We start from the raw sequence: 20753 nt of genomic DNA on the forward strand, positions 1-20753 counted from the left end.
ATTTTGTACGTGTAAAGCAAACAATCATGCTCGCTATACACTGGGATTCGGATAGTATTAGCGACGGAGCGTGTACTCGTCGGGGTTCGCAAGGGATGGAGACGACCGAGAAAACTCGGCAGATCAATGGCATGGCGACGCACGGAAGAAGCTTCCGGGCGAATAGCAAGTATCGCCGGTCAGGTTTTTCCAGGCATCTCTGGAAGACGACTGCGCTGTCCACTCTGGCACTTGCCCTTTCCGGCATAGCCGCCCATGCCGGCGACACCGGACTGTGGCAGCCGCAGGTCCGCGCCATCATCGGCGCCAACAACAATGGCGGCAACACGGCGATCGAGGGTTTCCTGCCGCTGAAGCAGAACCTCGAATCCGTTCTCTTTCTCGATGTGCGCTCGAAATACGATTTCGACGACGGCTTCGGCCAGGACGTCGGCCTCGGCGTTCGCCGCATCGTGAATCCGGATCTGATGATCGGCGGCTACGCCTATCTCAACATCCAGAACCACGACAGTCACCAGTTCGTCGCCTCGACGCTCGGCCTCGAGGCCATCACCTCAAAATACGATGCGCACGTAAACGTCTATCTGCCGATCAGCGGCGACCGCAGCACGGCCGGGCAAGAGTCGAGCCTGTCGCTGGTCGGTCATCAGCTGATCGAGCAGATATCGGCCATCGCCCACCGCGATTACGCGGCCTGGGGCATCGAGGGCGAGGTCGGCGTTCAGGTGCCGCTCAACCTGCCCGAGAACCATTCACTGCGTTTCGATGTCGGCGCCTACCATTTCGGCGATCCCGACGGCGACGACGGCAGCATCACCGGCGCCAAGGCCGGCCTGGAATATTCGATCGGCGACGTCATCGGCAAAGGCACGTCGCTGACCTTCACCGGCGAGGTGCGCAACGACAACCGCGATGACACCCAGTTCGCCGGCAGCATCCGGCTGACGGTGCCGCTCAACGCTTTCGACAAGGGCTCGTCTTCGGCCGATGACGGCGCCGAGCCGGTCTATCCGGTCAGCCCCGGCCTGCGCAAACGCGTCAACGAGCGCGTACGCGGCGACATCGGCGTTCGCATCGAGAGCCAGGACAAAGTTACCGGCACGTCGACGCGGGTGGCGATCAATGCCGCCACCAACACGGCATTCGGCCAGTTCTTCTTTGCCGATGGTGACAACGACGCGCTCGGCCTCGGCACGATCGGCGACCCGACCACGCTCGACAATGCAGTCGCCGGCGCCGGCGCTAACGGCGTCGTCGTCGCGCTGGGCGGCAAGGGCAACATTACGACAGCCGGCGTGACGCTCGCCAACGGACAGACCGTTATCGGCGGTGGCGGCGGTGTCCAGGCGCGGCTCGCCGACGGCAGCATCGGCACCTACAATTTCGGCGGCTCCAACGGCACCATCCAGGGCACTAACCCCGCCAACAACGTCCTGACGCTCGCCAATGGCAACACGCTGAGCGGTATCACCATCACCGGCGGCAAGGACGGCATCTTCGGCAACAACATCGCCGGCGCCACGCTGACCAACGTCACGGTCACCGGCACCGGCGGCCACGGCGCCGACTTCACCGGCACATCGACCGGCGTCAATGGCTCGAACTTCACCGCGACCGGCAACGGCCTCGACGGACTGCATATCGAAGGCGACGGCACCTATAACTTCACCGGCACGACGCTGCTGCAGGGCAATGGCGACGACGGCCTGGATATAACCGGCCACGGCACCTACACTTTCGCCACCCTCAACGCGCTCGACAACAACGATGCCGGCATTACCGTGAAGGGCACCGGGATCGCCGGCTCGATCACCATCACCGGCGGCCAGGTGTCGGGCAACAAGGCGCTCGGCGACGACGGGGTCGGTGTCTTCATCGATCCGATCACCGCCCATATCGTGCTGGATTCGATCACCCAGACCGGCGGCGCATCGGGCGTCGTGCTCGAGAATCTTTCGGGCAGCTTCACCGTCAACGGCGCGACGACGATCTCGAACACGACCGGACCGGCCATCGCGATCACGGATTCGCCGGCCGCGATCCGCTTCGGCGACATCGACATCATCAATCCCGGCACCGACGGCATGGTGTTTACCGGCGTCAATGCGTCCGTCATCGCCGGCAACATCATCATCTCCGGGCTCGGCTCCGGCATCGGCCTCGACTTCTCGAACAGCCAGACCAATTTCACGGCGCAGTCGCTGAACATAAACGGCACCGGCGGCACGACGTCCATCGGCATCGACCTTGTCCAGACCAACGGCGGCACGATCATCATTACCAATGGCGGCATCATCGCCAATGTCGGCACCGGCGTGCGGCTCGGCATTGCCGGCTCGCCGGCCGACACCGCCAACGCCCAATTCACCTTCGGTGGCGGCTCGATCGGCGGCAACCTCGCCTCGCTCGACGCACGCGGCCTCAATTCCGGTTCGGGCCAATACGCATTCGGCACGACGACGTTCAACGGGCCGCAACTGTTCGACCAGACGCAGCTGATCTTTGTCGCCGCAGGCGGCACAGGCGACGGTACCTCGCTTTCGGACCTGGCTTCGATCACCGACGCCGACAACAATACCGACGGCACCGCGATTTTCGTGCTGGTCAATCGCGGTGTCATCGACGACACCGACGGCTTTACGCTCGAAGCGGGGCAGACCCTGGCCTCTTTCGGCAACGGCCGCACCTTCTCGCTCGGCGGCCTGCCGATCAATGTGACCGGCGACAACGTCGATCACGGCAGCACCATCTCGGATGCGGCCGGTGCCGCAACGCTGACCGCTTCGGGCAGCGGCGACGTCGTCACGCTGGCCAACAATACCTCGCTCCAGGACTTCAACATCTCCGGCGGTACCGCCAACGGCATCCATGGCAGCGGCATTACCGGCGTCGTGCTGACCGGCATGAACGTGTCGGGGACCGCCCTCAATGGCGTGCTGTTCGATGGCGCCAACGACGTTTCCGGCAGCAATCTGAGCTCGACCGGTAATGGCGGCGCTGGGCTGTCGATCCAGGGCGACGGCACCTACAATTTCACCGGCACGACGACGGTGTCGGATAATGCCGGCGACGGCTTGCTGATCAACAGCAATGCCATCACCAGCTTCCAGACGCTCAACGCGACCAGCAATGGCGGCAGCGGCGTCCAGGCCACGTCAACTGGCACCGGCTCGCTTTCGATCGACGGCGGTACCGTCAACAACAACACCACATCCGCCTTTACGGCGTCGAATATCGGGCTCGGTGTCACGCTCTCCAACATCGGCCACGTCGGCGGCACAACCGGCGTCAGCCTTTCGGGCGTCAGCGGCAGCGTCAGCGTTACCGGCCCGACGACGATCGGCAGCACCACCGGCGACGGCATCTCGATCAGCGGCAGCACGGCAACGGTCGGCTTCAGCGGCGACGTGCTCATCAGCCAGGTGCTTGGCAATGGCATCGCGCTCAACGGCAACACCGGCGCCGTCAGCTTCGGCTATGCGGAAATCGGTGCGCCGGGCCTCAACGGCATCGATATTGGGGGGAATACCGGGTCAGTCACATTCTCTGGCCCCACCATCGTTGTCATCGGTTCTGCCGATGGCAGCGCGGGCATCAACTTCAGCGGCACAAACAACGACGTCAGTTTCGGTACGACGACGGTGTTGCTCGGCGAAGGGCTGAACCAGACGGGCATTGACTTCAGCGGCTCGTCAACGACAGCCGATTTCGGGCTGACCAGCATTACCGGCACCGGCGACCTGACCTCGCGCGGCATCGACCTGTCGTCGACGACCGGCAACAAGACGATCACCTTCCTGCAGGGCTCCAAGATCGACAATGTCGGCGTCGGTGTCGAATTGTCGTCAGGCGGCACCACGGCCACGTCGGCCAACGCCAACTTCACCTTCGGCGACGGCAATTCCGCCGATGGGCTGGAATCCTTCATCACCGCCGCAACCGGCGGCTACACTGTCAATACGATCGGGCTGGATCCGGCGCTCGGCAACTACGACTTCGACGATGTCGTCTTCACCGGCGATGCCCAACTGGCGGTAACTGTCGGCGGGGTCGTCATGATCTCGCAGACAGGCGGCACTATTCACGCGGGCACGAACGGGCTGAGCGCCGATGTCACCACCGTGACGGCCGCCCAGGCCGATGCCATGGTTGGCACGCAGACCTTCGCCTTTGTCGGCATCGTCGACCTCAGCGCGACGCCGTTCACGCTCGATTCGGGACAGTCGATCACCGGTTTCGGCAACGGCAATTCCATCCTCACCTCCGGTACGTTCCAGCCGGTCAATGTGCAGGGCAATCTCGGCGCCACCGGCGGCAATGTCACCGGCGATGAGGGCGTGGTCAAGAGCACGGGCGACACCCTTCATCTGCTCGGCAGCAATCAGGTGCGCAACACCGCCTTCGACTACAGCGGCGGCAGCGGCTCGGTGTTCGCCATCGACCAGAGCGTGGGTGGCTTCAACAATTCCGGCGGCATCGTTATCGAAGGCGTCACCGTCAGCAATGTCGCTGCCGGCCAGACGGCGTTCAACGTCGACGGCCTCACCGGCAACCTGTCGATTATCAACAACAATATCAACGTTGCCGGCACGCTGCTCGATGTCGACGGCGGCAACGGCAACATTACGGTCACCCGCGGCACCTTGCCCAACAGCGCGACGCCCGGCACGCTGACCGGTGGCGGCATCGCAATCGCCAACCGCACCGGCGGCTTGGTCAACTTCACGGACAAGGCGACGATCGGCGGCAGCGGCGTATCGCTGACCAACAACACCGGCGCCACAATCACCTTCGCCGATGTCGACATCACCACGGACGCCGCAACGGCGTTCACTGCAACCGGAGGCGGCTCGGTCAACGTCACGACCGGAACGATCAATGCCACCAATGCGGGAGCGGTGGCGCTCGACGGCATTGCGGCCAACATCAATTTCGCCTCGACAAGCGCCAGCTTCAGTTCCGGCAGCGGTGTCGACCTGCAGCATCTGACCGGTACGGTCGCGCTCGGCACCGGCACGCTGACCAACACCGGTTCGGGTACAGCCTTCAATGTCGGCTCGGCGGCCGATCAGAGCGGCGGCAATGCAATCATCTCCTATGCTGGCACCATCGCCAGCAACGGCACCGGGGCCGCCGTCTCGATCCAGGAACTGACCGGCGGCTCGGTGACGCTGTCGGGCAATCTGACCGACGGCAACGCAGCCGATGGCGGCCAGATCTTCATCGGTGGCATCGCCAACGGCACGGCGGCGACCGTCACCTTCTCGGGAAGCAGCAAGAAGATAAGCTCTGGCGCGACGACAGCTGTACAGATCGGCTACACGGGCCCCCTCTCCGCCATCGTCCCGTATGACAACACGGACGGCACGATCAACTTCACCAATGGCGGCCTGGATATAACGACAACGACCGGAGAAGGCTTCGGCGCCGCCTTCGGCGGCACCGTCAGCGTCTCCGGCACCGGCAACAAGATCGCCTCCGGCGGCAATGGTCTGTTCATTGTCTTCGCCGACGTCGGCGCCGCCGGCGTCACCTTCGACAGCGTCTCGGCCGTATCGACATCGGACGCTGCCGGCGTCTTGCTGACAGGGTCCAATCTGGCGGGCGACGTCAACATTGGCGGCCTGAAAGATACCGGCTACATGGGCGCCTCGCTGAACGCCCTGCTCGGCACCGGTGCGGTGAATTTCACCGGCACGACCGATCTCGACGTCAGCTACCGAGGGTTCGATATCGGCGGCCCGCAAGTGGGCACCATAAACATCGCCAACGTCGCCGGCTCCACCCTGACCATCGACGGTGGGGAAGCCGGCATTGTCACGAACGGCCTGCAGGCAGGAATCATCAACGTTGGCGGCAATGGCGGCGTCGCCAGCATCGGCGCGACGACAAGCACCACCGGTGCGGCTATCGCCGTCAGCGGCGGTAACGACCTCATTCACGCCACGCTGAACTACAACGGCTCGATCAAGGTCGACACCGGCATGGTCGTGCAGGCCGTGGCCGACTGGAGCGAGCTCAACATGAGCGGTTCGGTCGTTTCGACTACGGCAGCAACTGGCATTGGTACGGCGGCCTTCGTCTTCACCGGCAACGCCAACGGCGTCTACAGTATTTCAAGCACGATCGATCATACCGGCACGGGCATCGGCGTGCGGTTTGACGGATCGTCTAACGGGACGGCCACCTTCTCCGGTGCGTCGAAGATCTTCAACACCAGCAGCGGCACCAACGACGCGATCGTCAAGTTGCCCAGCATCAGCCCGACCCAGGGCATGGGCACGCTCAACTTCACCAATGGCGGCCTGGTCATCACCACCTCGAGCGGCGCCGGCTTCACCGCCAGCACTTTCGGCGCCGGCACGGTCAGCGTCAGCGGCACGGGCAACTCGATAACCACGACGACAGGCACCGCGCTCAACCTCGACAACGCGACAGTCGGCGCCGGCGGCATCAATTTCAGCTCCATCTCGGTCAATGGAGCGGCGACCGGCGTTTCGCTCAACAATGTCAGCGGCGGCACGCTCAATCTCGGCACGGTGAACCTGCAAGGCATCACCTCGACCGGCGTCGACATTTCCGGCACGCTCGGCTCGACGGTAAACTTCGCCAGCCTGACCATCGCCATGCCCGGCGACAATTCGACCGGCATCACCTTCGCCGATGCAGTCGTCAACAGCATCTTCACGACTGGCGGTTTCACGCTCACCAGTGCTTCCTCGACCGGCACCACCGCCGTCAACCTGTCCAACACCACCGGCACCGGCACCATCCAGCTCGGCGATCCGAACACGGCCGGCGCATCCTCCACCATCGGCGGCGCCGGCGCCGGACCCGGCATCGGCTTCCAGTTCACCCCGACGACGGCGATCAACTTGATCTATGGCGACGGCGAAAGCGCGGTCGACAAGCTGTCGACGGTCAAGGCAATCGACATCCTCAATTCCACCGGCGTTTTCCCGGTCGGCGGCACCTATAATTTCCAGGATGTCGACGGCGCCAATGGCGGCTTCATCGGCGACCTCTCCGAGGCCCAGGGACCGACCACCTATTATGTCGACCAGGACGGCGACGGCGACGGCACCGCCGCCAATCCGGGCTCGATTGCCGGCGCGGAAGCGTCGGGCGCCTCGGTTGTCATCCTTGTCGACACGTCGCAGAACGGCACCAGCAACCTCATCGACATGATGCAGGCTCAGCAGAATGGCGGCGGCAACAACACGCTCAACCTTGCCGACGGCCAGATCCTGATCGGCCTCAAGGCCGGCGATTCCATCGATACCGCGCCGCTGGGCGCCGTCGGCGGCGGCCTCGGCGGCAATTTCAGCTTCAGCGGCATCAATGCCTCGACCGTCATCACGGCAGGGTCCAATGTCGACAGCGTGCTGGCGACGCTGACGACCGCGAGCGGCAACACTATCGATTTCTCCGGCAAGGCCGGCATCGAAAACGTCATCGTGCAGAACACCGGTGCGGGCCTTGGCATCTCCGGCACCAACATCACCGATCTTATCCTGCGCCGCGCCACGATCGCGGGCGGCACCGGTGGCGCCCTGTCGCTTACCGACGGCGCCGCTGCCAGCCAGATCGCACTGTCGAACCTGATCCTGTCGGCAACCGGCGGCGACATTGCCAAGGTTGACGGCACGGTCGGCGCCGGGCTGATGAAGGTCAGCGCCTTCTCCGACATCACGCTTCTGGGCAACAATGGCGAAACCGGCGGCTTTGGGGTGAGCGGTGTCACCTTCGATGCCGTTCCAGCGACCGTCGGCATCGACCAGGTCGACGGCGGCGCCTTCGTCGCCGGCACAAGCAGCAATGGCGTCGGCGGTTATGGCCTGACGCTGTCCGGTGTATCCGGCGATATCCAGTTCGACAGCATCACCGTCTACGGTGGCGTCAACGGCATCGCCTTCAATGGCGTTGACGCCACCGTCACGGTCAGCGGCGCCACCACCATCACCGGCACCACAGGCTTCGGCATCAGTGCGATCAACACCAATCCCGGCACGTTCACCTTCAACACGGTGACGGTGAACAACGTCGCGACGACCGGCGGCGGCATCAACTGGGTCAGCGGCAACCTCAACGTCGCCGGCCTCGCCAACATCGACACGAGCAGCGGCGTCGGCTTCTCGCAAAGCGCCGGCACGGTGAACTTCCTCAACGGCCTGACCATCGATACCACCAGCGGCACCGGCATTGTCGGGACCGGTGGCGTTATGGGCATCACCGCTTCCGCTGCAGCCCAGACGGTAAATTCGACCAGCGGCCAGGCGATCAACCTCATCAACGTCGCCGCCAGCATTGCGCTCGACTCGACCTCGTCGGGCGGCGGCACCAACAATGTTGGCCTGGCCAATGTCACCGGAACAGTCAGCCTCGGATCCGGCGCATTGAGCGGCGCTTCGGGCGTCGCATTCCAGCTCACCGGCGGTGCTGCGACCGTCAGCTATGGCGGCACGGTCACCAAGACCACCGCCGGCAAGATAGTCGACATCTCCGGCGTCACCGGCGGCACGGTCACACTGTCCGGCGCGCTCAGCGCCACCGGGGGTTTCGACAATGGTATTTATGTCCACGGCAACTCCGGCGGGACCATCACTCTCAGCGGTGGCACGAAGACGCTGACCACTGGCGCCAATACGGCGGTCGACTTGACGACCAACACCGGCGCGACGATCAACTTCGATACGGGTGGCCTGGTGATTACCACCACCTCCGGCACGGGCTTCAACGCCAGCGGCGGTGGCACGGTCAGCGTCGGCGCGCCCCTCAGCGACAACAGCATCACCACGACGGCCGGCGGCACCGCGTTGAACCTCAATGGCGTTACGATTGGCGCTGCGGGCATGAATTTCGACAGTGTTTCGGCCACTGCCGCCGCAACCGGCATCTCGCTGAACAATATCGCCTCGTCCGGCGGCGGCGCCATCATTCTCGGCACGGTCAACCTGCAAGGGATGACCACGCGTGGTGTCGATGTTTCCGGCACGCTTGGCGCGGCGCTGTCCTTCAACGATCTCGACATCGGCCTGAACAGCACGACAGGCATCGCCTTCGACCTCAATGGTGCGGCGATCAACGCGGCGATCACCGCCAATGATTTCGACGTGACCAACGCGGCCGCCGCCGGCAGCACCATCGCCGTCGACCTGCGTGGCGCCACTGGCGGCCAGACGGTACGCCTCGGCGATGCCGTTGTCGGCGGCGCCAGCTCCAGCATTGCCGGCGTCAACACCGGCGTGTTCCTCAACAGCGCCACCAACCTCGCTTTCACCTATGGCGACGGCGAATCGGCGACCGACCAGCTCTCGACCATCGGCGCCAATGTAGGCATCGACGCATCCAGTGCGCCGGTTGCCGGCACCTACAATTTCCAGGATGTGAACTTCCAGTCGGCTCCCGGCCTGGGCTTCGGAGTCGGCAAGGTCTATTTCGTCGGCGCGTCCGCGACCGGTGACGGCAGCGGTCGCGACCAGAACAATCTCGCGACGCTGGCCACCGCCGAAGCAGCAGCCGTGGCGACGGACATCCTGGTTCTCGTCAACGATGGCGGCACCATCACCGCGGCAGGCAGCAATGGCAACGACACGCTGGCTCTCGCCACCGTCGAGCAGGTGCGCGGCTTCGGCAACGGCAACATCAATCTGGCGCTGACGGTGCCCTCCACCATCCAGCTCGCCAGCAACAGCATCTCGATCATCGACCAGACGCCCAATGGCGCCGCGACGCTGACGACGAGCGCCGGCAACAATGTCATCACGCTCGGCGCCAGCGGCAACATCATCGACGGCTTCATCCTGAATGGCAGCCCGGCGGGTGCCGCGCGTGGCGTCAAGGACAATGGCGCGGGTGCTGCGAATACCGTCATCAGCAACATGACCATCAGCAATTTCGCCACGCAGGGTATCGAGATTACCCCGTCGAACAGCACGACGATCAACAACGTTACTTTCTCCGGCAACGCCAGCGATGTGTGGCTGAACGCGTCCAACACCACCATCACCAACGTCACCAGCACCGGCGCCACCGGCATTGCTTTCAAACTCGACAACACCACCGGCACGACGACGCTGACCAACGTCAACATCACCACGGCGGCGAGCGGAACCGGCATCGCCTTCGGCGGCGCGTCGGGCGCTGGCGGCACGATTGCCGGTACCAATGTCGATCTATCGGGCGGCAGCGGCCTTTCGGTGACCGGCGGCAACGCGGTGATCAGCTTCGACGGCGCCAGCTCCATCATCAGCACGTCGGGCGCGGCGGCCACGATCTCGACCCGCGCTGGCGGCAGCTTCACCTTCGCCGGCTCGGTGATCGCCAACGGCGCTGCGAGCGGCATCAGCATTTCCGGCGCGACGGCGGCCAATACGGTGAGCTTCACCGGTACGGTCGATCTCGGCACCACGACGCCGATGACCGGCACCGCAGTCGCAATCAACAACGGCGCCACGGCCTCGACCGTCAGCTTCGCAAACCTCGACATCGTCACAAACGGCACCACCGGATTCAGCGCCATCAATGGCGGCACGGTCAATGTGACGACCGGCACGGTGAGCTCCACTTCCGCGCAGGCGGTCAACCTCAACGGCATCGCCACCACCACCGGCATCAATTTCACCTCGACCAATTCGACCGGCGGCACCAACAACGTGTCGCTGACCAATGTCACCGGCGCCGGCACTGTCAGCCTCGGCTCCGGTGCGCTCGGCGGCGCGACCGGCGCGGCCTTCCTGGTCACTGGCGGCTCGGCCAACATCAGCTATGCCGGCTCGGTCACCAAGACCACGGCCGGAAACGTCGTCAGCATCTCCACCCGCACCGCCGGCACCACGACATTGTCGGGCACTCTCAGCGCCACCGGCGGCGTGGCCAACGGCATCCTCGTCAACGCCAACACCGGCGGCACGATCAACTTCTCCGGCGCCAGCAAGATACTGACCACCGGCGCCAACAATGCCGTCGACCTGACGGCGAACACCAACACGGCGGTCAACTTCACCGGCGGCGGCCTGGCCATCACCACCACATCCGGCACCGGCTTCAACGCCACGAGCAACGGCACTGGCACCGTGACCGTTACCGGCTCGGGCAACACGATTTCGACGGGCAGCGGCGTCGCGGTCAACCTTGACAGCGTTGCTATCGCGGCGGGCGGCGTGACCTTCGCTTCCACAAACAAAGGCGCCGGCGGCACCAGCGCCGTCATCCTCGATACCGTCACCGGTTCGGGAGCGATCGACCTCGGCACCGGCGCGCTGGTGGGCGGAACAAGCGCCGTGATCCGTATCGGCGATGGCCTAGGCACCGCCAACAGCGGCGGCACGGCGGCCTTCACCTATGCCGGCGCGATCACCAGCGGCAGCACCGGCCAGGCGGTCAACATCCAGGATCGCGCCCTGACCGCCGGCAACATCACCCTGTCGGGCAACATCACGCATAATGCGGCGGGCCAGATCGGCATCCTGCTGGACGACAATGTCGCCGGCATCATCACCTTCTCCGGCGCGTCGAAATCGATCACCTCGACCACGGCGGCTGGCGTCAGCCTGAGCGACAATGCCGGCGCGACGATCAACTTCACCAATGGCGGGCTGGTCATCGCCACGACCAGCGGCGCCGGTTTCAATGCCACCGGCGGCGGCACGGTGACGGTGCAGGGCACCGGCAACACCATCGTGTCCGGCACGGGCACGGCCCTTAATGTCGCCAACACGACGATCGGCGCCGGCGACGTGACGTTCAGGAGCATTGCGTCCAATGGTGCAGCCAACGGCATCGTGCTCAACAACACCGGCACCAGCGGCAATCTGGTGGTGACCGGCACCGGCGCGACGGGGGGCAGCGGCGGCACGATCCAGAACTCGACCGGCGATGGCGTCAGCCTGACCGACACTCAGGATGTCAGCCTGAGCAACATGATTATCAGCGACAATGCGGGCAACGGCATAAAGGGCCTGCGCGTCAACGGCGTGGTGCTCAACGGTCTGACCCTGAACAGCAATGCCGATGCCAACACCGAGTCCGGAATCCTGTTCAACGAACTTACCGGCAACGCCTCGCACGTCACCACGTTCACCAACCTCACGGTCTCCAACTCATTCACCCATAACGTGCAGGTCATCAATTCCGGCGGCACGTTGGCGAACCTGGTGGTGAGCGGCGGCACGTTCTCGAACAACGGCGCCTCAAACAATGCCGGCAGCGACTTCATCTTCGAGGCGGACGGCGCCGGTGTCGCCGGCGCGCCGACGATGACGCTGACCGTCGACGGCGCAACCTTCACCGGCAACAACGCCTATCCCGGACCGGGAGTCATCCCTGGAACCGGTCTGTTCGTCATTGCCAATGACGGCACCGTCAACGCTCACATCGGCGAGACCACGGGAAATCTATTCAACAATCTGAACAACGGCATCAACCTTACCCAGAGCAGCAATTCCGGCGCCGGCACGGGCGGCAATCTGAATTTCACCGTCCGGAACAACACCGTCACCAACAGCGACTCGACGGCCATCAACGTGTTCAGCAGCGGCGACCTCGCACGGACGCTTGACGGCACAATCGCCAACAACGTCATCGGTACGCAAGGCGTAGCAACCTCGGGATCACGAACCGGCAACGGCATCAGGGTTGGGCATGAAAGCCTCGGCGTCGCCAAGGTGCTGATCGACAACAACATTATCCAGAGCATCGGCGTCAACGGCATAAGCGGTGGCGACAGCGTCTCGATCACGCAGCTCGTGCAGCCGGGCACCGTGCACGCGACGGTCACCAACAACACCATTCGCGACAATGCCGACAGCCGCGGCATCACGGTCACCGCCACATTTGCCGGCGCTATCATCAATGCCGACGTTCATGCCAACACCATCACCAACGTCAACAACGCCAATGCCATCCGCTTCCTCGCGGACGGCCTCGGCGGCGCCGACGGCACGATCAACGTACCGCAGGCGAGCGAGGCCGGTATCGAAACCGTCAATGGCGGGGCAACGGCACTGACGGACACCCGGACGTTCTTCAACCAGCCGCTGCCACTGCTGCCTGCCGCGACACCGTAGTCAGCAACCTTGGATTTCGTCCTAGGAAATATATTTTATGAATCTGATATCGACTTGTTGTCTTACTTAGGCATAATACAAGAATTCAGACAGTAAGCGGCCAACGGAGGGAACGGGGATGAGTGAGCCTTATTTAGGTGAAGTCAAGATCATTTCCTGGAACTATGCACCGCGCGGCTGGGCATTTTGTAACGGCCAGTTGTTGCCGCTTAACCAGAACCAGCCATTGTTCTCACTTCTTGGCACCAGGTACGGCGGCAACGGCCAGACAAATTTTGCCCTTCCGGATATGAGGGGACGTGCGCCGGTTCATACGGGCGGCCCTATTGGTGCAATTGTCGGCGGCCAGGGCGGCGAAGAGTTTCACACGCTCACGCTCGGCGAAATGCCGACACACAACCATTTCGTCAACGCATCGAACACTGCCGGCAACGTCAACAATCCATCCGGCGCGCTGTTGGGGGCGAACGCCAGCCCGATCTATCAGCCGCCTGGCAGCGCGGTGGCTATGGCGAAGGAAAACATCACTTTCGTCGGTGGCGGCCAGCCGCATGAGAACAGATCGCCCTATCTCGTCTTGAATTTCATCATTGCCCTGCAAGGCATATTCCCGTCGCGAAATTAAGAGGACGCTTCGATGAGCCAACCTTTTGTCGGCGAGATCAGGATGTTCGGTGGCAATTTCCCTCCGAATGGCTGGGCGTTCTGCCAAGGCCAGTTGATGCCGATCTCCGAGAACGAAACCTTGTTCAATCTGATCGGTACGACCTATGGCGGCGACGGGGAGGAAACATTCGCCCTGCCCAACCTCGCATCCCGCATCCCCGTCCATGCTGGCAAGGGCCCGCTGGTCAGCCAGACCTATATCATCGGAGAACTGGGCGGGGTCGAATCCGTCACTGTTTCAACCCAACAAATGCCGAACCATTCCCATACCTGGACCGGTTCGTCGAATATCGCCAAGAATCCGGGTCCGTCCGGCGGTGTCCTGGCGACATCGAGCCTGCTGACGCCCTATGTGGGTATCGCACCTGATGGCAACATGGCCGCCGGAGCCATTTCGCCGGCCGGCGGCAGCCAGCCTCACGACAATATGGTGCCGTTCCTCGCCGTCAGTTTCATCATCTCGCTATTTGGCATCTTCCCCCAGCAAAGCTAGAGACTTGCCATGACCAATCCGTTCGTCGCCGAAATTCGAATTTTTGCCGGAGATTTCGCCCCGACGGGGTGGGCGACCTGCGATGGCCAGCTCCTGCCAATCTCGCAGAATACGGCGCTGTTTTCGCTGCTGGGCACAGTTTACGGCGGCGACGGCAAGTCGACCTTCGCGTTCCCGAATATGGCTGGCTCCGCGCCCATGGGGCAAGGACAGGGCAATGGCTTGTCGGAGCGGTTTCTCGGCGAGACGGGTGGCGAAACGTCCGTCACCCTTCTGCAAACGGAAATGCCGCAACATAATCATTTTGTCGCGATATCCACCGAGAGTGGCGCCCAGGGAACTCTTACCGATGCGGTTGTTCTGGGGAAGTCGGGGGGCGGAACGCTTTATCAGAACAACACTTCGCAAAATCTGGTCCAGATGGACCCCCAGGCACTGAGCATGGCGGGCAGTACGTTGCCTCACAACAACCTGCCTCCCTATCTGGCGATGACGTTCATCATTGCCATGCAAGGCGTTTATCCGGCGCGTCCGTAAGCGCCACTCCATGATCCAGCTTCCGATTGTGGACAACGGGCCTGTTATATTTTGCTGGGTGCGCGCGGCGCGGATTGATCTGACGTTCCGCCCGATGGCGGACGCCGATCTGCCGTTCCTGTCGGCGCTCTACGCCTCGACCCGCGCCGAAGAACTTGCCGTCACGCCGTGGAGCGACGCCCAGAAAACGGCGTTCCTCGACATGCAGTTTCAAGCGCAGCACGCGCATTACCAGAAATACTATCCCAACGCCGACTGGCTGGTGATCGAGCAGGCAAGGCAAGATATCGGTCGCCTGTATATCGAGCGCTCGGCGAGCGAGCATTGCATCATAGATATCGCCTTCCTGCCGGCGCATCGCGGCAAGGGGTCTGGCGGTGCGTTGCTCGCCGATCTCATCGATGAGGCCGCCGCCGTCGGCAAGTCGGTCTCGATCCATGTCGAGAAGAACAATCCAGCGCGGCGGCTCTACAAACGCCTCGGCTTCACCGTTGCCGAGGACAAGGGCGTCTACGACCTGATGATCCGTTCGCCGTAAGGGCCCGTGCCGGTCGTCACGTGCCGCGATACCAGGAGACGATGGTGAAACGTTCGTTGCACGTGACCGGGGTGACTTCATGCGTCGTTTCCGAGCGAAAGGCGACGAGAGAGCCCGGCAAAGCCGGCATGGCAATGCCAGGTCCGGGCCGCTGTAAGGCCCATGCAGGACCAGCGAGCCGCCTGCATAGCTTTCTGGCGAAGGGTTGTCCGATTGACGGTTGAGAAAGATCACCACCGAGATCTTTCGGAACCGCGACTCGTCGTGAATGAGCGGCGTGTTGCCATCCTGGTGCGGCACAAAGAAATCGCCTTGCCGATAGTGAAGGAACTGAGGTTTCTCGACCTGGCCGAGCAGCAGCCCGAAATGCCGCTCCAGAGCCGCCTTCTGCTGCGCCAACAGGGCACTCACTCGCTCTTCAGTGGCCTGCGAAACATCGGCGCGCACGGTCTTTCGGATCTCCGGCCATGCCATCTTCTGGTCGGCACGCCCCAGCAGGCCGGCCGGACGGCCCAAGGCCGCCCGAATTTCCGCGCACAGTGCGCTACACGCCGCTCCGTCAAATACGTCCGCAATCTCGATATAGTCGATCATATGTCGAGCCGCCGCGCTGCCAAACCGCCCTGATGGCCGGAGCGTCCCCGTGGCCGATCCGGTCGAAAAAAATCAGTTGAATACCGCCTCGTAAAGCCGCCCTGCCTCATCGGCAGCGATCGGCACGATGAAGATCTCATGGGCGCCGCTTTTGCCGTTGAACCGATAGATAGCCTGCGGCAGCGCCGCGTCGCGCGGCCCCCTGAACAGCAGCGTGAAGCCACCGCCGTCGCGCGGGCTGTTGGCAATGGGCTGCACCGCGCTCAGTTCCATCGTGAGCGTCTGACCGCCGGCTTCGACGGAAAAGCTCTGCCCCTGCTCGAAATCCGAAAGCGATGCCATGCGCCTGCCCTGGTTCGTCTGTCTTTCAGACGGCTCTCTTGAGATGTCTATCCCGTCAGCCAATCTCGCCGCTTCATGGCGTGCTGTCTATAGAGCTCGATCTCCAGAAGTACAAAAGAGCACGATCAAACAAACAGATAGATTTATCTTGGCCATGTAGGGTGAAGCAGCCGTCAACGCGTTGCGCACCGGCAGCCACTGGCCTAAACCGGAATGGTATAAGAGGAGAACACTAGGGATGACTGACGCGAAAACAGACACGGCCCCGGCCGGAAGCACCGCGACAAACGCGCTGCCGCTGTTCTACAAAAAACCCGAGGCGCTCAATCCGCTGCGGCACGGCTCACTCGGCCTTACGGCGCGGGCCGATTTCTCCTTTGCCCGCACCGCGCACGCAATCCCCGTCGTCGCCTCGGAAATGCCGGCGGCAATGCGCTCCTACCCGATCGTTTTCATCGGCGACGCCAAGGCGCCTGTCATCATCACCGGCCTGCGTCAGGACCAGAACCTGTTCGTAGGCGCCGACGGCAAATGGGCGGAGCCGCATTACATTCCCGCCTATGTCCGCCGGTACCCCTTCATCCTGGCCGATGAATCGAAAACGACCGGCCGCCTGACGTTGTGCATCGACCGCGCCAGCGAACGCGTCGTCGAGCAGACGCCTTCGTCCAAGGGCGGCGACGAGACCGCGCCCTTCTTCGACGGCAACGAGCCGGCCGAGGCCTCGAGGCAGGCGCTCGCCTTCTGCAGCCAGTTCCAGACCGACTTCAATGCGACTCGCGCCATGATCGACAAGATCGACGCGCACGGCCTGTTCGCGCCGCGGCAGAGCAAGGTGACGCTGGAGGGCGGCGAGACCCTCAACCTCACCGACTTTCAGGTGATCGACGAGCCGGCCTTCAACAAATTGAGCGACGAGGCGTTTCTTGATCTCAGGAAATCCGGCGCGCTTGCGCTGCTCTATTGCCATCTCGCCTCGAGCAACAGCTGGACCTCGCTGGCCTTCCAGGCGTCATTGCGGCGAGCTGGCTGACGCGGCCCGCGACGAAAAGCTTCGGCAAGGCGCGGGTTGTTTAAATCAACGGTTCGCGCCTTCGCACGACGATCTCTCCGCGGCTCGAATCATGCTGTTGTCGTGCAGATCGCTTGCCATGACGGGTTGGCGAACTTCCTAATGCTCGACGTATAGCTTTCGCGAATGCGCCGAGGCGGCATCAATCCCCCGGTTCGCGGACCTCTCAATAAAGCCGAGCACGCCAACCTTGCTGCCCTCCTCAATCGTTGAATAGTCGGTCGCGGCCATCGAGCACGGTCCGAACGCAAAAAGCCCGCGTGAAGCGGGCTGTTTTTGATGTTGGTTGCGGGGACAGGATTTGAACCTGTGACCTTCAGGTTATGAGCCTGACGAGCTACCGGGCTGCTCCACCCCGCGTCACCTCCAGGGCAAGCTCTTGCTTGCTCCGGACTCTCCAGGGCAAGCTCTTGCCTGCTCCGGATCTGAAGCAAGCGTTTGCTTGCTTATCTGGACGTAAGCCTGGGCCTATGAACAGGATGGCTTACAGATAGGTATATGGCTGACCAAATGAAAGGGCCGCTTGCGCGGCCCGTGATCCCTTGGCGGGCCTTTTCGTAGAGAGAAGATTTCAGTTTCATCCGGTTTGCGGATGAGAGTTCAACGTGCGTTTTGCAGACCTGGCAGCGACCTACTCTCCCGCGTCTTGAGACGAAGTACCATCAGCGCTGGAGCGTTTCACGGCCGAGTTCGGAATGGGATCGGGTGCAGCCGCTCCGCCATAACCACCAGGTCGGCAAAACGCACGTTATATCGAGAAGCTGTTTTTTCGTGCCAAGGCGACGTTTGTGTCTAGCTAACGGACAAAGTCCGCAAGCGCGACTGCGCGTCGCCGGTTTTCCGGCGCCCTCGCGGAGCATAGGCCCTGTAAGGGCCGCTCATGCGTGAGCGCTGGTCAGATCATCGTGTTCACGATGAGCATAAGGAATGAGAACGATCAAGCCGATCGAACTATTAGTACCGGTAAGCTTCAAGCGTTGCCGCTCTTCCACACCCGGCCTATCAACGTGGTCGTCTTCCACGGTTCTCAGGGAATACTCGTTTTAAGGTGGGTTTCCCGCTTAGATGCCTTCAGCGGTTATCCCGTCCGGATATAGCTACCCTGCTATGCGGCTGGCGCCACAACAGGTCCACCAGAGATCCGTCCATCCCGGTCCTCTCGTACTAGGGACAGATCCTTTCAATATTCCTACACCCACGGCAGATAGGGACCGAACTGTCTCACGACGTTCTGAACCCAACTCACGTACCGCTTTAAATGGCGAACAGCCATACCCTTGGGACCTGCTCCAGCCCCAGGATGCGATGAGTCGACATCGAGGTGCCAAACAACCCCGTCGATATGGACTCTTGGGGGTCATCAGCCTGTTATCCCCGGCGTACCTTTTATCCGTTGAGCGATGGCCCTTCCACGCGGGACCACCGGATCACTATGACCGACTTTCGTCTCTGCTCGACTTGTCAGTCTCGCAGTCAGGCAGGCTTATGCCATTGCACTCAGCGAACGATTTCCGACCGTTCTGAGCCCACCATCGCGCGCCTCCGTTACTCTTTAGGAGGCGACCGCCCCAGTCAAACTACCCACCATACATTGTCCCGGACCCGGATAACGGGCCGCGGTTAGACATCCATAGTAATAAGGGTGGTATTTCAAGGGTGGCTCCACCTGAGCTGGCGCCCAGGTTTCAAAGCCTACCACCTATCCTACACATGCCACTACGAATGCCAATGTAAAGCTATAGTAAAGGTGCACGGGGTCTTTCCGTCTAACCGCAGGAACCCCGCATCTTCACGGGGAATTCAATTTCACTGAGTCTATGCTGGAGACAGCGGGGAAGTCGTTACGCCATTCGTGCAGGTCGGAACTTACCCGACAAGGAATTTCGCTACCTTAGGACCGTTATAGTTACGGCCGCCGTTTACTGGGGCTTCGATTCAGAGCTTGCACCCCTCCTCTTAACCTTCCAGCACCGGGCAGGCGTCAGACCCTATACGTCGTCTTGCGACTTCGCAGAGCCCTGTGTTTTTGATAAACAGTCGCTACCCCCTGGTCTGTGCCACCCTCCTCTACTTGCGTAGAAAAGGGTCACGCTTCTTCCGAAGTTACGCGTGCAATTTGCCGAGTTCCTTCAGCATAGTTCTCTCAAGCGCCTTGGTATACTCTACCTGACCACCAGTGTCGGTTTCGGGTACGGTTTATAAGGAGGAGCTATTTCCTGGAACCGCTCCGCTGCCCGTTCAATCCGATAAGATTGGACAACTTGTGCGATCCGTCACTACCTCCAAGCCCACGAATATTAACGTGGTTCCCATCGACTACGCGTTTCCGCCTCGTCTTAGGGGCCGGCTAACCCTGCTCAGATTAGCTTTAAGCAGGAACCCTTGGTCTTTCGGCGGGGGAGTTCTCACTCCCCTTACGTTACTCATGTCAGCATTCGCACTTCTGATACCTCCACCACCCCTCACGGGTATGGCTTCGTCAGCTTACAGAACGCTCCGCTACCGCTTGGCCCTTGCGGACCAAACCCTAAGCTTCGGTGTATGGCTTTAGCCCCGTTACATTTTCGGCGCAAAGACCCTTATTTAGACCAGTGAGCTGTTACGCTTTCTTTAAATGATGGCTGCTTCTAAGCCAACATCCTGGTTGTTTTGGGATCCTCACATCCTTTCCCACTTAGCCATAACTTGGGGACCTTAGCTGTAGGTCAGGGTTGTTTCCCTTTTCACGACGGACGTTAGCACCCGCCGTGTGTCTGCCGACTAGTACTCCCAGGTATTCGGAGTTTGGTTAGGTTTGGTAATCCGGTGAGGACCCCTAGCCCATCCAGTGCTCTACCCCCTGGGGTATTCGGTCGACGCTCTACCTAAATAGATTTCGCGGAGAACCAGCTATTTCCGAGTTTGATTGGCCTTTCACCCCTAGCCACAAGTCATCCCGAACTATTGCAACAGTTATGGGTTCGGTCCTCCAGTAAGTGTTACCTTACCTTCAACCTGCTCATGGCTAGATCACTCGGTTTCGGGTCTAATGCGACGAACTGAACGCCCTGTTCAGACTCGCTTTCGCTGCGCCTACACCTAGCGGTTTAAGCTTGCTCGTCACACTAAGTCGCTGACCCATTATACAAAAGGTACGTGGTGACCCTTGCGGGCTCCCACTGTTTGTAGGCAATCGGTTTCAGGTACTCTTTCACTCCCCTTGTCGGGGTGCTTTTCACCTTTCCCTCACGGTACTAGTTCGCTATCGGTCATGCACGAGTACTTAGGCTTGGAAGGTGGTCCTCCCAATTTCAGACAGGATTTCACGTGTCCCGCCTTACTCGAGGACGATTGATTGCATTACGCGTACGGGGCTGTCACCCACTATGGCCCTACTTTCCAGAAGGTTCCGCTTGTCTCTCAATCGCCACTGGCCTGGTCCGGGTTCGCTCGCCACTACTTCCG

10 protein-coding genes, 1 tRNA gene and 2 rRNA genes (1 of these 13 only partly in view) are annotated in these 20753 nt (G+C 61.8%); 7 read left to right on the top strand and 6 right to left on the bottom strand.

What is annotated here, in order from left to right; translation table 11 throughout:
• Nucleotides 1-131: 131 nt before the first annotated feature.
• From ACYG9V_RS30845 to ACYG9V_RS30865, 5 genes are all read left to right on the top strand, one after another.
• Nucleotides 132-13067 carry an inverse autotransporter beta domain-containing protein gene (locus ACYG9V_RS30845; RefSeq protein ID WP_352762675.1) on the top strand — a complete coding sequence of 4312 codons (12936 nt, stop codon included), beginning with the start codon at nucleotides 132-134 and terminating at the stop codon, nucleotides 13065-13067.
• Between the two features lie 118 nt (nucleotides 13068-13185).
• Entirely contained in the window at nucleotides 13186-13692 is a 507-nt protein-coding gene (locus ACYG9V_RS30850; RefSeq protein WP_023672955.1) for a phage tail protein, read from the top strand.
• Between the two features lie 12 nt (nucleotides 13693-13704).
• Nucleotides 13705-14226, top strand: coding sequence for a phage tail protein (locus tag ACYG9V_RS30855; RefSeq protein WP_023672956.1), 522 nt, complete (start codon nucleotides 13705-13707; stop codon nucleotides 14224-14226).
• Between the two features lie 9 nt (nucleotides 14227-14235).
• Complete coding sequence (locus ACYG9V_RS30860) at nucleotides 14236-14763, top strand: phage tail protein (protein ID WP_352762677.1); 528 nt, start codon at nucleotides 14236-14238, stop codon at nucleotides 14761-14763.
• A 10-nt stretch (nucleotides 14764-14773) separates the two neighbouring features.
• Nucleotides 14774-15301, top strand: coding sequence for a GNAT family N-acetyltransferase (locus ACYG9V_RS30865; protein ID WP_023833000.1), 528 nt, complete (start codon nucleotides 14774-14776; stop codon nucleotides 15299-15301).
• Between the two features lie 16 nt (nucleotides 15302-15317).
• Here ACYG9V_RS30865 and ACYG9V_RS30870 read toward each other — a convergent pair whose 3' ends face one another.
• A complete protein-coding gene (locus tag ACYG9V_RS30870) occupies nucleotides 15318-15431 on the bottom strand; it encodes a 2OG-Fe(II) oxygenase (RefSeq protein WP_352762679.1) in 114 nt (37 codons plus the stop codon).
• A gap of 83 nt (nucleotides 15432-15514) precedes the next feature.
• On the opposite strand from ACYG9V_RS30870, the gene ACYG9V_RS30875 reads away from it, so the two are divergent.
• Nucleotides 15515-15928, top strand: coding sequence for a hypothetical protein (locus ACYG9V_RS30875; protein ID WP_352762681.1), 414 nt, complete (start codon nucleotides 15515-15517; stop codon nucleotides 15926-15928).
• Between the two features lie 39 nt (nucleotides 15929-15967).
• Here ACYG9V_RS30875 and ACYG9V_RS30880 read toward each other — a convergent pair whose 3' ends face one another.
• Nucleotides 15968-16237, bottom strand: a complete 270-nt coding sequence (locus ACYG9V_RS30880) for a DUF6916 family protein (RefSeq protein WP_023672960.1) — start codon at nucleotides 16235-16237, stop codon at nucleotides 15968-15970.
• 238 nt (nucleotides 16238-16475) lie between these two features.
• Between ACYG9V_RS30880 and ACYG9V_RS30885 the strand changes: the two genes are divergently transcribed.
• Entirely contained in the window at nucleotides 16476-17270 is a 795-nt protein-coding gene (locus ACYG9V_RS30885) for a SapC family protein (RefSeq protein WP_023698851.1), read from the top strand.
• A gap of 138 nt (nucleotides 17271-17408) precedes the next feature.
• On the opposite strand, the gene ACYG9V_RS30890 is transcribed toward ACYG9V_RS30885, so the two are convergent.
• The 4 genes from ACYG9V_RS30890 to ACYG9V_RS30905 all read right to left on the bottom strand — a co-directional run.
• The gene (locus tag ACYG9V_RS30890; protein WP_023824673.1) at nucleotides 17409-17540 is read right to left on the bottom strand and encodes a hypothetical protein; all 132 of its coding nucleotides are present in this window, start codon (nucleotides 17538-17540) and stop codon (nucleotides 17409-17411) included.
• 52 nt (nucleotides 17541-17592) lie between these two features.
• A tRNA-Met gene (locus tag ACYG9V_RS30895) sits at nucleotides 17593-17669 on the bottom strand.
• A 258-nt stretch (nucleotides 17670-17927) separates the two neighbouring features.
• Nucleotides 17928-18042: ribosomal RNA gene (gene rrf, locus ACYG9V_RS30900) — 5S ribosomal RNA — on the bottom strand.
• A 200-nt stretch (nucleotides 18043-18242) separates the two neighbouring features.
• Nucleotides 18243-20753: ribosomal RNA gene (locus ACYG9V_RS30905) — 23S ribosomal RNA — on the bottom strand; it runs 290 nt beyond the window's last position.

It is taken from the genome of Mesorhizobium sp. W016 (assembly GCF_054719485.1).